The organism is Serratia sp. CY33525, assembly GCF_052169115.1.
Lineage (GTDB): Bacteria > Pseudomonadota > Gammaproteobacteria > Enterobacterales > Enterobacteriaceae > Serratia > Serratia sarumanii.
Genome location: NZ_JBJNLK010000005.1, coordinates 103,954 through 116,219, shown reverse-complemented (window position 1 = coordinate 116,219; position 12,266 = coordinate 103,954). Strand labels below are relative to the sequence as shown.

15 protein-coding genes are annotated in these 12,266 nt (G+C 60.6%); 12 read left to right on the top strand and 3 right to left on the bottom strand.

The features are described from left to right. The first annotated feature begins 183 nt into the window (after window positions 1-183). A complete protein-coding gene (sstT, locus tag ACJ8IM_RS14445; RefSeq protein WP_033649012.1) occupies window positions 184-1,419 on the top strand; it encodes a serine/threonine transporter SstT in 1,236 nt (411 codons plus the stop codon). 54 nt (window positions 1,420-1,473) lie between these two features. Here the strand turns inward: sstT and ACJ8IM_RS14440 are convergent, their stop codons facing one another. Genes ACJ8IM_RS14440 through ACJ8IM_RS14430 form a run of 3 tightly spaced genes read right to left on the bottom strand, consistent with a single transcriptional unit; the run spans window position 1,474 to window position 4,617 of the window. Next, window positions 1,474-2,961, bottom strand: coding sequence for a UxaA family hydrolase (locus ACJ8IM_RS14440; RefSeq protein ID WP_033654795.1), 1,488 nt, complete (start codon window positions 2,959-2,961; stop codon window positions 1,474-1,476). 20 nt (window positions 2,962-2,981) lie between these two features. Next, complete coding sequence (gene uxaC, locus ACJ8IM_RS14435) at window positions 2,982-4,394, bottom strand: glucuronate isomerase (RefSeq protein WP_033649010.1); 1,413 nt, start codon at window positions 4,392-4,394, stop codon at window positions 2,982-2,984. Between the two features lie 55 nt (window positions 4,395-4,449). Then, on the bottom strand, window positions 4,450-4,617 hold the full coding sequence (locus ACJ8IM_RS14430; protein ID WP_154067248.1) for a hypothetical protein: 168 nt from the start codon (window positions 4,615-4,617) through the stop codon (window positions 4,450-4,452). 77 nt (window positions 4,618-4,694) lie between these two features. On the opposite strand from ACJ8IM_RS14430, the gene ACJ8IM_RS14425 reads away from it, so the two are divergent. The 11 genes from ACJ8IM_RS14425 to ACJ8IM_RS14375 all read left to right on the top strand — a co-directional run bounded on the left by ACJ8IM_RS14425 (window position 4,695) and on the right by ACJ8IM_RS14375 (window position 12,227). Next, window positions 4,695-5,993, top strand: coding sequence for an MFS transporter (locus ACJ8IM_RS14425; RefSeq protein ID WP_033636101.1), 1,299 nt, complete (start codon window positions 4,695-4,697; stop codon window positions 5,991-5,993). 119 nt (window positions 5,994-6,112) lie between these two features. After that, a complete protein-coding gene (exuR, locus tag ACJ8IM_RS14420; RefSeq protein WP_033636102.1) occupies window positions 6,113-6,889 on the top strand; it encodes a transcriptional regulator ExuR in 777 nt (258 codons plus the stop codon). A 186-nt stretch (window positions 6,890-7,075) separates the two neighbouring features. Further along, window positions 7,076-7,522 (top strand): hypothetical protein, encoded by a 447-nt coding sequence (locus tag ACJ8IM_RS14415; RefSeq protein WP_033636103.1) that lies wholly within the window; start codon window positions 7,076-7,078, stop codon window positions 7,520-7,522. A gap of 135 nt (window positions 7,523-7,657) precedes the next feature. Further along, a complete protein-coding gene (locus ACJ8IM_RS14410; RefSeq protein WP_033654796.1) occupies window positions 7,658-8,338 on the top strand; it encodes a DedA family protein in 681 nt (226 codons plus the stop codon). Next, on the top strand, window positions 8,335-8,709 hold the full coding sequence (gene mzrA / locus ACJ8IM_RS14405) for an EnvZ/OmpR regulon moderator MzrA (RefSeq protein ID WP_004937130.1): 375 nt from the start codon (window positions 8,335-8,337) through the stop codon (window positions 8,707-8,709). The genes ACJ8IM_RS14410 and mzrA overlap by 4 nt, the downstream gene beginning before the upstream one ends. Before the next feature lie 241 nt (window positions 8,710-8,950). Then, window positions 8,951-9,322 (top strand): DUF1090 domain-containing protein, encoded by a 372-nt coding sequence (locus ACJ8IM_RS14400; RefSeq protein WP_033636105.1) that lies wholly within the window; start codon window positions 8,951-8,953, stop codon window positions 9,320-9,322. Window positions 9,323-9,486: 164 nt separating this feature from the next. Further along, the gene (locus ACJ8IM_RS14395; RefSeq protein ID WP_004937125.1) at window positions 9,487-9,792 is read left to right on the top strand and encodes a DUF883 family protein; all 306 of its coding nucleotides are present in this window, start codon (window positions 9,487-9,489) and stop codon (window positions 9,790-9,792) included. A 2-nt stretch (window positions 9,793-9,794) separates the two neighbouring features. Next, window positions 9,795-10,196 carry a phage holin family protein gene (locus tag ACJ8IM_RS14390; RefSeq protein WP_308317425.1) on the top strand — a complete coding sequence of 134 codons (402 nt, stop codon included), beginning with the start codon at window positions 9,795-9,797 and terminating at the stop codon, window positions 10,194-10,196. Next, window positions 10,193-10,480 carry a YqjK-like family protein gene (locus ACJ8IM_RS14385; RefSeq protein WP_004937121.1) on the top strand — a complete coding sequence of 96 codons (288 nt, stop codon included), beginning with the start codon at window positions 10,193-10,195 and terminating at the stop codon, window positions 10,478-10,480. Before ACJ8IM_RS14390 ends, ACJ8IM_RS14385 begins: the two co-directional genes overlap by 4 nt. Before the next feature lie 294 nt (window positions 10,481-10,774). Then, a complete protein-coding gene (locus tag ACJ8IM_RS14380) occupies window positions 10,775-11,170 on the top strand; it encodes a DoxX family protein (RefSeq protein ID WP_004937119.1) in 396 nt (131 codons plus the stop codon). 70 nt (window positions 11,171-11,240) lie between these two features. Then, complete coding sequence (locus ACJ8IM_RS14375; protein ID WP_033649007.1) at window positions 11,241-12,227, top strand: glutathione S-transferase family protein; 987 nt, start codon at window positions 11,241-11,243, stop codon at window positions 12,225-12,227. The last annotated feature ends 39 nt before the right edge of the window (window positions 12,228-12,266 follow it).

Genomic DNA, 12,266 nt, shown 5'->3' with positions numbered 1-12,266 from the left:
ACACAAATGTAACCAGTATGTTATCAAGTGTTGATCCGCGCTTAGAATTTCACCTTCGCCTCTTTCCAACATCATTCGATTGCTGAATACTGATTCGGCAAACACACTTAGTTACAGAATCATATAAAGCCACCCGGCGTCGTTCCCGCCGCGGCGGCCAGATAACATCAGGAAGAAAGCACTATGCAAAAACTACTACAAAAGATCACGCAGGGTAGCCTGGTCAAACAAATCATGGTCGGCCTGGTGGCCGGCATTCTGTTGGCGCTGGTTTCGCCGGCGGCGGCCTCCGCCGTTGGCCTGCTCGGTTCCCTGTTCGTCGGCGCGCTGAAGGCGGTGGCGCCGGTGCTGGTGCTGGTGCTGGTGATGGCCTCGATCGCCAACCATAAACAGGGGCAGAAGACCAACATTCGCCCGATCCTGTTCCTCTACCTGCTGGGTACCTTCGCCGCGGCGCTGGTGGCGGTCGTCGTCAGCTTTATCTTCCCTTCCACGCTGGCGCTGAGCACCGGCGCGACGGACATTACCCCGCCGGGCGGCATTGTGGAGGTGATGAAGGGCCTGTTGATGAGCGTGGTGGCCAACCCGTTCCATGCGCTGATTAACGCCAACTACATCGGTATTCTGGCGTGGGCCGTCGGGCTGGGGCTGGCGCTGCGCCACGCTTCCGAAACCACCAAGGGGCTGATCAACGACATGTCCCATGCGGTCACGCTGGTGGTGCGCGCGGTGATCCGCTGTGCGCCGCTCGGCATCTTCGGCCTGGTGGCTTCCACACTGGCGGAAACCGGTTTCGGCGCGCTGTGGGGCTACGCCCAATTGCTGATGGTGTTAATCGGCTGCATGCTGCTGGTGGCGCTGGTGCTCAACCCGCTGATCGTTTACTGGAAGATCCGCCGCAATCCGTATCCGCTGGTGTTCGCCTGCCTGCGCGAGAGCGGCGTAACCGCCTTCTTCACCCGCAGCTCGGCCGCCAACATCCCGGTGAACATGGAGCTGTGCAAGAAGCTGAACCTGAATGAGGACACCTACTCGGTTTCCATCCCGTTGGGCGCGACCATCAATATGGCCGGTGCGGCGATCACCATCACCGTACTGACGCTGGCGGCGGTAAACACGCTGGGCATCGCGGTGGACGTTCCGACCGCCCTGCTGCTGAGCGTGGTGGCCGCCCTCTGCGCCTGCGGCGCGTCCGGCGTGGCCGGCGGCTCGCTGCTGCTGATCCCGCTGGCGTGCAACATGTTCGGCATTCCGAACGACGTGGCGATGCAGGTGGTAGCGGTCGGCTTTATCATCGGCGTGCTGCAGGATTCGGCGGAAACGGCCCTCAACTCCTCCACCGACGTGCTGTTCACCGCCGCGGCCTGCCAGGCGGAAGACCAGCGGCTGGCGAACGAAGACCCGCTGAAGGTGCGTTAATCCCACCCTGGCTGCATTGCAAAGGCGCTCTTTCGAGCGCCTTTTTTGTCAGCCTTACAGCGTCACTCCGCTTTTAAAGATCGCCAGCTCGCGGAAATCGTTGGCTTCATTGCGCGCCGGACGGCCGTTGGCGATCTCGACGATCAGATCGACGAAGCGGCTGAGCAAGGTCTCCATCGCCACCCCGTGAACCAGACCGCCGGCGTCGAAATCGATCCAGTGCGGTTTCTTCGCCGCCAGCTCGCTGTTGGTGGCCAGCTTCACCGTCGGCACAAAGCCGCCGTACGGCGTGCCGCGCCCGGTGCTGAACAGCACCATATGGCAGCCGGCGCCGGCCAGCGCGCTGGTCGCCACCGCGTCGTTGCCCGGCGCGCTGAGCAGATTCAACCCCGGCACGCGCAGCCGCTCGCCGTATTTCAGCACGTCCACCACCTGGCTCAGGCCCGCTTTTTGGGTGCAGCCGAGCGATTTCTCTTCCAGCGTGGTAATGCCGCCGGCCTTGTTGCCCGGCGACGGGTTCTCATAAATCGGCTGTTGATGGGCGATGAAATAGCGTTTGAAATCGTTGATCATGTCGACGGTTTTGTCGAAAGTCTCCCCATCGCGGCAGCGGCTCATCAGGATGCGCTCGGCGCCGAACATCTCCGGCACTTCGGTCAGCACCGTGGTGCCGCCATTGGCGATCACATAATCGGAAAACCGTCCCAGCAGCGGGTTGGCGGTAATGCCCGACAATCCGTCCGAACCGCCGCACTCAAGGCCGAACTTCAGCTCGCTCAGGCGGCCCGGCTCGCGGCGATCGTGGCGCATCTCACGGTACAGCTCGTGCAGCAGCCCCAGCCCGGCCTCCACCTCGTCGTCCTGCTGTTGGCACACCATAAAGCGCAGCCGCCGCTCGTCCGCCATCCCCAGCGTGGCGCGAAAGGCCTCCACTTGATTGTTCTCGCACCCCAGCCCGATCACCAGCACCGCGCCGGCGTTGGGATGGCGCGCCATGTTTTGCAGCATGATGCGGGTGTTGGCATGATCCTGTCCCAGCTGCGAGCAACCGAACGGATGGCTGAACAGATGCACGCCGTCGATCCCCTCCGCCTGCGTTTGCTGCAAAAAGCGCTGCTGGATCTGGCGGGCGATGCCGTTGACGCAGCCGACGGTCGGCACGATCCACAGCTCGTTACGGATCCCCACGTCGCCGCCGGCCCGGCGGTACAGCTGCACCTCGCGATCCGCCGCCTGCGGCGGCAACGCCGGGAACTGCGGCTGGTAACGGTAGCTGTCCAGATCGCTCAGGTTGGTTTTGGCGTTTTGCGAATGGATATGTTCCCCAGGCCCGATGGCCGCGAGCGCGTGGCCGATCGGCTGGCCATATTTGATGATGTCCTCGCCCTTTGCGATCGGGCCGAGCGCAAACTTGTGCCCGCGCGCCACCGGCTGCGCCAGTTGAACACGCTCCCCGTCCAGCTCAACCGTTTCTCCGGCGGCCAGATCGCGCAGCGCCACCGCCACGTTATCCTGCTCGTGAATCTTTATCGTACTTTGCATAAACCGGTCCCGGATAACGGCTACGCCAGTTCAATGGCGAAATAGTTTTTTGCGTTGTCGAAACAGATGTTTTTCACCATCTCACCCAGCAGCGCGAGATCCGCCGGCGCTTCGCCGTCCGTCACCCAGCGGCCGATCATCTGGCAAAGAATGCGGCGGAAGTATTCATGCCGCGTATATGACAGGAAGCTGCGACTGTCGGTCAGCATGCCGACGAAGCGGCTCAGCAACCCGAGCTGCGCCAGCTGCGTCATTTGGCGCTGCATGCCGTCCTTCTGATCGTTGAACCACCAGCCAGAGCCGAACTGCATCTTGCCCGGCGTGCCTTCCCCCTGGAAATTGCCGATCATGGTGCCGATCACTTCGTTATCGCGCGGGTTGAGGCAATAGAGAATGGTTTTCGGCAGGCCGCCCTGCCGCGCCTGGGCATCCAGCAGCCGCGACAGCGGCTCCGCCAGCGGCCGATCGTTGATCGAGTCGAAGCCGATATCCGGCCCGACGGCGGCCAGCATGCGGCTGTTATTATTGCGCAGCGCGCCGATATGGTACTGCTGCACCCAGCCGCGGCGCCGGTATTCGCCGGCCAGGAACAGCAGCACTGCGCTTTTGAACTGGGCGCTCTGTTCCGGGGTCGGCAGCTCGCCGTTCAGGCGGCGCAGCAGGATCGCATCCAGCGCCGCTTCGTCGGCCTCGCCGAACACCACCACGTCCAGCGCATGATCGGCCACCTTGCAACCGTGGGCGGCGAAGTGATCCATGCGCTTGTACAGCGCGTCGCACAGCGCGCTGAAGCGGCCGATGGCGGTGTCCGCCGCCGCCTCCAGCTGCCGCAGATAGTCGTTGAAGCCAGGCGCATCGATGGCGAAGGCCTTGTCCGGCCGCCAACTCGGCAACACCTTGATATCGAAGCTGTGATCGTCGGCGATCGCCCGATGATGGCGCAGATCGTCGATCGGATCGTCGGTGGTGCCGACCATTTTCACGTTCATCTGCCGCATGATGCCGCGCGCGCGAAACTCATCCTGCGCCAGCAGCGCATTGCCGCGCTGCCAGATCTCATCCGCCGTGGCCGGCGACAGCAGCGTTCCTGTGATGCCGAACGGCCGACGCAGCTCCAGATGCGTCCAGTGATAGAGCGGATTGCCGATGGTGTGCGGCACCGTGGCGGCCCAGGCGTCGAATTTCTCGCGATCGCCCGCATCGCCGGTGCACAGCCGCTCCGCCACGCCGTTGGTGCGCATCGCCCGCCATTTATAGTGATCGCCCCGCAGCCAGATATCGTACAGGTTGCTGAAGCGGGTATTCTCCGCGATCTGCTGCGGCGGCAAATGGCAGTGGTAATCGAAAATCGGCTGGTCCGCCGCGTAGTCATGATACAAACGCCGGGCAAATTCGCTGTCCAGCAGGAAATCTTCGCTCAAAAACGTCGCCATCTCGGGCTCCTTACCTTACTTGCCGTGCGGCATGGGGATCGAATCACAAAAGTTATCACACCAATTTCAATGAGCGTCCAGCATATTTTTCTCGACGCCTGCCGTTTTGCTGTCCCTCAACCCCTTTTCTGCTCGTTTTTACGGCAAACTTGCGCCATAAATGCGCTATTTCATCGGCGACAGTATCGCTCAGGCGAATAATTCCTTTTGTGATATCACTCAACTTTTAAACCTGTATGACAGGTTATTGTCTCGCCAGCCGCATCGTCGGCCATACCTTCAAACGGGGAGACATTTCGGATGCGTAAAATTAAAGGGTTACGCTGGTACATGATCGGGCTGGTGACCGTCGGCACCGTGCTGGGTTACCTGACCCGCAACGCCATCGCCGTGGCGGCGCCGACGCTGGAAGATACGCTGCACATCACCACCCAACAGTATTCCTACATCGTCGCCGCCTACTCCGCCTGCTACACCGTGATGCAGCCGGTGGCGGGCTATGTGCTGGACGTGCTGGGCACCAAGGTCGGCTACGCCATGTTCGCCATTCTGTGGGCGCTGTTCTGCATGGGCACCGCGCTGGCCAACAGCTGGGGCGGCCTGGCGCTGGCGCGCGGCGCGGTCGGCATGGCCGAGGCGGCGATGATCCCCGCCGGGCTGAAGGCCAGCAGCGAGTGGTTTCCGGCCAAAGAGCGTTCGATCGCCGTCGGCTATTTCAACGTCGGTTCGTCGATCGGCGGCATGATCGCCCCGCCGCTGGTGGTGTGGGCCATCGTGGCGCACAGCTGGGAGATGGCGTTCATCATCACCGGCGTGCTGAGCCTGATCTGGGCCATCTGCTGGCTGCTGTTCTACAAACACCCAAAAGATCAGAAGAAACTGAGCCAGGAAGAACGCCGTTACATCCTCGAAGGCCAGGAGGCGCAGCACCAGACCTCTAACGCCAAAAAAATGTCCGCCTGGCAGATCGTGCGCAACCGCCAGTTCTGGGGCATCGCGCTGCCGCGCTTTCTGGCGGAGCCGGCCTGGGGCACCTTCAACGCCTGGATCCCGCTGTTCATGTTCAAGGCCTACGGTTTTAACCTGAAAGAGATCGCCATGTTCGCCTGGATGCCGATGCTGTTCGCCGATCTCGGCTGCATCGTCGGCGGCTACCTGCCGCCGCTGTTCCAGAAGTATTTCAAGGTCAATCTGATCGTCTCGCGCAAGCTGGTGGTGACGATGGGGGCGGTGTTGATGATCGGCCCCGGCATGATTGGCCTGTTCACCAGCCCTTACGCGGCTATTGCGCTGTTGTGCGTCGGCGGCTTCGCCCATCAGGCGCTGTCCGGCGCGCTGATCACCCTCTCTTCCGACGTGTTCGGCCGCAATGAGGTGGCGACCGCCAACGGCCTGACCGGCATGGCGGCCTGGACCGCCAGCACGCTGTTCGCGCTGGTGGTCGGCGCCCTGGCGGACACTCTCGGCTTCAGCCCGCTGTTCGCCGCGCTGTCGGTCTTCGATATTCTCGGCGCCATCGTCATCTGGACGGTGCTGCAAAACCGCCCGGCCGCCGAAGCGCAACCGGCCGCGCTGCAGCCGTCTCCGGCGCGCAGCTGATCCCGCCGCCCGGCCGCCGCGCCGGGCCTTCTGCTCCTCTGGCAGCGGTGCCGAATAAGTGGTATAACAAATCCGATGGCCACGCGCCCCTTCCCACCGCACCGTATAGAGCATTCACTATGGAATTCACTGAAACCAGACGCCTGTATCAGCAACTGGCCGCCGAGCTTAAACAACGCATCGAAAGCGGCCGCTACCCGGTGGGCGACAAGCTGCCGGCCGAGCGATACATCGCCGAAGAGATGAATGTCAGCCGCACCGTGGTGCGCGAAGCGATCATCATGCTGGAAGTGGAAGGCTATGTGGACGTGCGTAAGGGATCCGGGATCCACGTGGTGTCCAACCAGCAAAAACACCTGGTGGTGCCGGGCGACAGCATCGAGTTCGCCACCGCCGGCCCGTTTGAGCTGCTGCAGGCGCGCCAGCTGATCGAAAGCAACATCGCCGAATTCGCCGCCACCCAGGTGACCAAGCAAGATATCGTGCAGTTGATGGAGATCCAGGAGCACGCCCGCAAAGAGGATCGCTTTCGCGACTCTCAGTGGGATCTGAAGTTCCACGTGCAGGTGGCGCTGGCCACCCAGAACACCGCCATGGCCACCATCGTGGAAAAAATGTGGGTGCAGCGGGTCAACAACCCTTACTGGAAGAAACTGCACGAACATATCGACGAACGTTCGATCGCCAGCTGGTGCGACGATCACGATCAGATCCTCAAGGCGCTGATGCGCAAAGATCCTTACGCCGCCAAACTGGCGATGTGGCAACACCTGGAAAACACCAAGCAGATGCTGTTCAACGCCACCAGCGACGATTTCGAATACAATGCCGACCGCTATCTGTTCGCCGAGAATCCGGTGGTGCATCTGGATGGCGTGAGCCACGAACCGAAATAGCCACGGCGGTCAAAAACCGTCGGCTTATGTCAGGTAATGTAAAATCCGCTGAATCGATGCCGGAACCGCCGTTTGCCGTGTACTATTTCACCGTCGGCAACGTAGATTTCCCTGTTGCCAATCGTGCTATTTTGGTAGAGTTAGCCCACTTTTTTACCCATTGCTGCGGGGGCGGGACGCGAATAAATGCGCTGGTTGTTTGCCATGCTGATTGCTGTTTTTTGCTGGACCGGTTCGGTCTCCGGCCAACAGCTATGCGTGGCGTCACCCAAGCCAACCCCCAGCGCGCTGAGCAGCCTGCCGCTGCTGGCGGAGCCGGCGCTTTCCCCCTATGATCATGTGTATCGGGCACCGGCCGAAGCGCGCCGCAAAGCCCCCGGCAAGTTGCCGCTGCTGCTGCCCAGAGCGCACTCTTTCCCCGGTTCGCTGCTCGCATCCTCCCTGCCGGCGCCGGTCTATACCTTGGCCGCAGAGCCGGGCTACCGAATTCGCTTCCCCCGCCAGGACACTCCGGCTCCCAACCGGCTTGCCCAGGTCGACTGGATGCTGGACGCCTCCAGGCAACAGAGTCGGCAGGCCGGCTGGAAAGAAAGTAACATGCAGTACCGTGGCACGCTGACTTATCACCTATGACCGGTGTCGCACCGCTAAAAACCTTAAAGCAACGCCGTTTCATCGTTATCAGCATTCAGGATCGCCGCGCGCTTTCAGCCCACGCCCGTTCCGCCGCTGAGATAAAAATAAACAATGACGTTTTAGGAACACCGGATGGACATCATTAAAGAACTGATACATGCCCTGTGGCAGCAGGATTTTGAGACGCTGGCGAACCCTTCGTTGGTGTGGACCCTCTACATCCTGCTGTTCATGATTCTGTTTTTGGAAAACGGCCTGCTGCCGGCCGCTTTCCTGCCGGGTGACAGCCTGCTGATCCTGGTCGGCGTGCTGATCGCCAAAGGCACCATGGGCTTCCCGCTGACCATCGTCATACTGACCGTCGCCGCCAGCCTGGGATGCTGGGTCAGCTACATACAGGGCCGGTGGCTCGGCAATACGCGAACGGTGCAAGGCTGGCTTTCGCACCTGCCGGCCCATTACCATCAACGCGCTCACAACCTGTTCCACCGCCACGGGCTTTCCGCCCTGCTGGTCGGCCGCTTCCTGGCCTTCGTGCGCACCCTGCTGCCGACCATCGCCGGCCTGTCCGGCCTGAGCAACGCGCGCTTCCAGTTCTTCAACTGGATGAGCGGCCTGCTGTGGGTCTTGATCCTGACAACGCTGGGCTTCGCGCTGGGCAAAACCCCGGTGTTCCGCAAGTATGAAGATCAGCTGATGTTCTGCCTGATGATGTTGCCGCTGGTATTGCTGGTAGTCGGGTTGATCGGCTCGTTGATCGTGCTGTGGCGCAAGAAACGCGCCAGCAGCCAGAACCCGGGGAAAGGGGCGTGACAGCAAAGCGCCCGCGCTGGCAATACGTCCTGATGATCGCGCTCGCCCTGCTGGCGTTGGCGACGCTGTTGGTGCCCTGCATGGTGCGCACCGAGAGCGAGCTGCGCATTCGCGCCAGCCAGCAAGGGCTGTCGCTGCCCGACGGTTTTTACGTCTACCAGCGCCTGGATGAGCGCGGCATCCGCATCAAAAGCATCACGCCGGAAGGCGATGGCCTGGTCATCCGTCTGGATTCGCCGGAGCAGCAATTGCTGGCGCGCGAAGCGCTGCAAACCATTTTGCCGCCCGGTTACCACATCGCGTTGAGCGAGTCCCCCGTGCCGTCGCATTGGGTACGCGAATTTGCGCGTTCCCCACTCAATCTGGGATAATCCCCCTTCATATGAAGGGGTTTCCTTTCATTGCATTATTTTCATTTTCATTCGCACCGATTAGCTCAAGAATTAATCAGTCAGCACCGAGTCACGGCTGATTCTTTGGGGGCGCGCCGGTTTCATGACTATGCTGAAGGGTAACTTCAGCCGGCGATGAACGCCCTCCTCTCGCGCTGCCGCCTTCGGCAGTCAGGAAAGCGGGTGCCTGTTCAGGCATCCCATGAAAAGGAACTGAAAGATGAAATTACGCCATTCACTGTTACTGCTGTTGCCACTCTGCACGCTGCCGGCCCTCGCTTCGGCCGCTGAGGGCGGCTGCGCCGCCAAAGCGCAAGACATCCAGCAGCAAATCGACTATGCCACCCAGCACGGCAACACCCACCGCGTGGACGGGCTGAAAAAAGCGCTGAGCGAAGTGCAGACTCACTGTACCGAAGCCGGCCTGCAGGCCGAACGCCAGAAAAATATCGCGGAGAAACAGCGCAAGGTCGACGAACGCCGGCAGGAGCTGAAAGAAGCGCAGCAAACCGGCAAGCTGGACAAGGTCGCCAAGAAGCAGCAGAAGCTGGCGGAAGCGCAGGCTGAGCTGAAACGCGCTCAGGCGGAATAATTTTTTTGTACCAGCGGATTTATCGATGAGAGCCCCATCACACGGGATTTATTAAGCATATTGGATTGATGCCTGGTGTTATCTGCTGGCAATCACCCCTTTGCTCCGGCGAAAAAATCCGCTATGTTAAAAGTCTGTCGAAATAAACGTTAAGGAATAATCACATGGCACATGATTCAAATGCAGAAAACTTACGCGCTGAACTGAAGTCCTTAGCCGATACGCTGGAGGAAGTGCTGAACTCCTCTACCGACAAGCCGAAAGCCGAGCTGGAGAAGCTGCGCTCGAAGGCGGAAGGCGCGCTGAAAGAGACCCGCGCTCGCCTGAGCGACGCCGGTGACAAGCTGGCTTCGCAAACCAAGCAGATCGCCGGCCAGGCCGACGACTATGTGCGCGACAACCCGTGGACCGGCATCGGCATCGGCGCGGCGGTCGGCGTGGTGTTGGGCGTGCTGCTCGCGCGTCGTTAATCATGGCTGAACAACCGCAAGTGCGCGCGCAGGGCCCCGCTAAAGGGGTCCTGGATATCGGTCAGCGCATCATCACGATCCTGGTCGGCATGGTGGAAACCCGTGTCCGGCTGGCGGTGGTCGAGCTGGAAGAGGAGAAAGCCAACCTCATTCAGCTGCTGATCATGGCCGGTATGACGCTGCTGTTTACCGCCTTCGGTTTGATGAGCCTGCTGATCCTGATCTTCTGGGCCATCGATCCGGTCTATCGGCTGATGGCGCTGGGTGCCACGACCGGCGTGCTGCTGTTCCTGGTCGTGGTCGGCACCATTTGGACGCTGGTCAAGGCCCGTCGCACCACGCTGCTCGGCGCCACGCGCAAGCAGCTGGAACTCGATCGTGCCGAACTGGAGCGCGAGCCATGAGCCGCCGCCGCTATCTGGAATGGAAAAAAGAGAGGCTGATTCGCCAGATCCAGCAACAGCGTCTGGATCTGGCCGAACACAAGTCTTTATGGCTGGAAAAGACCGAACGCATCGACCGCGGCTGGCAGACGGTGTTTGGCCTGCGCCGCTATCTGGTGCTCGGTTCAAGCGTCATGGCGCTGTACGGCATCCGCCACCCCAGCAAGATGATCCGCTGGTCGCGCCGCGCTTTCGGCGCCTGGAGCGCTATCCGACTGTTTAAAAAGACCTTCTCCGCCAAGTAAGCCCCGCGCTTTTCCTTCAAACATCCTGTTGCTCCGCCCTCGCTTTCCCCCTAAAACAGCGCTGCTTATCCCGAGGGCCGGGCAACCTGCTGACAAGCGTCAGTTTATTAGCACGCTAAAGATTCAGATTTTTTGAAAAATTACGACAGTTTTACTTGCTAACAACCTGAGCACTTCCCGCTTAACATTCACTCCATCAATTCGAGACGGAGCGGACAGGGTAAGAGACCCGCTACGCCGCCCGTTGATATGACTACCGCCGAACAGGCACACAAAAACACGTTGGAGTAGATGATGAAAAAATTAGAAGATACAGGTTTGTTGGTTGCTCGTATTCTGATGCCAATCCTGTTTATCGTGGCAGGCTACGGCAAAATGGGTGACGCTTATGCCGGTACCCAACAGTACATGCAATCGATGGGCGTGCCTGGCTTCTTGCTGCCACTGACCATCCTGCTGGAATTTGGCGGCGGTCTGGCGATCCTGTTCGGCTTCCTGACCCGTACCGTGGCGCTGTTCACTGCCGGTTTCACCATTCTGACCGCGCTGCTGTTCCACACTGACTTTGCGGAAGGCGTAAACCAGCTGATGTTCATGAAAAACCTGACCATCGCCGGCGGCTTCATCGTGTTGGCGGTCGCAGGCCCTGGCGGCTTTAGCATCGACCGTCTTCTGAACAAGAAATGGTAATCTAAACTGTCATTCAGGGCCCGGCATGCCGGGCCCTGTCGCTTTTCACTCGGACACCAAGGAGATTCCCATGGGACAACTCGTCGATGGCGTTTGGCAAGACATCTGGTATGACACGAAATCTACCGGCGGCCGTTTCAAACGTTCAACCGCTCAGTTTCGCAATTGGGTGACCGCCGACGGTCAGCCGGGCGAACACGGCGCGGGCGGCTTCCAGGCCGAAGCGGGCCGTTATCACCTGTACGTTTCCCTCGCCTGCCCCTGGGCGCACCGCACGCTGCTGATGCGCAAACTGAAAGGGCTGGAGCAGATCATTCCGGTCTCGGTGGTGCACCCGCTGATGCTGGAAAACGGCTGGACCTTCGGCCAGGATTTTCCTGAAACCACCGGCGATCCGCTGTATCACGCCGACTTCTTGTACCAGATCTACCTGCGTGCCGATCCGCACTACAGCGGGCGCGTAACCGTGCCGGTGCTGTGGGATAAACAGCAGCAAACCATCGTCAGCAACGAATCCGCCGATATCATCCGCATGTTCAACAGCGCGTTTGACGGCGTGGGCGCCCGCGCGGGCGATTACTACCCGGCCGATCTGCGCGGCAAAATCGATGAGCTGAACGGTTGGATTTACGATCAAGTGAACAACGGCGTGTACAAGGCCGGTTTCGCCACCAGCCAGGAAGCGTATGACGACGCGGTCAGCGGGGTCTTCAGCGCGCTCGAACGCCTGGAGCAGATCCTGGGGCAGCACCGCTACCTGACCGGCGATCGGCTGACCGAAGCCGATCTGCGTCTGTGGACCACGCTGGTGCGCTTCGACCCGGTGTACGTCACCCACTTCAAGTGCGACAAACACCGCATCAGCGACTACCTGAACCTGTACGGTTTCCTGCGCGACATCTACCAGATGCCGGGCATCGCCGAGACGGTCAGCCTGCCGCACATTCGCAACCACTACTACCGCAGCCACGCCACCATCAACCCGCACGGCATCATTTCCATCGGGCCGGCGCAGGATCTGGACGAGCCGCACGGCCGCGACCAGCGCTTCGGCTAAGGCAAAAAAATCCCCTTGCCGCCCGGCAAGGGGATGTCA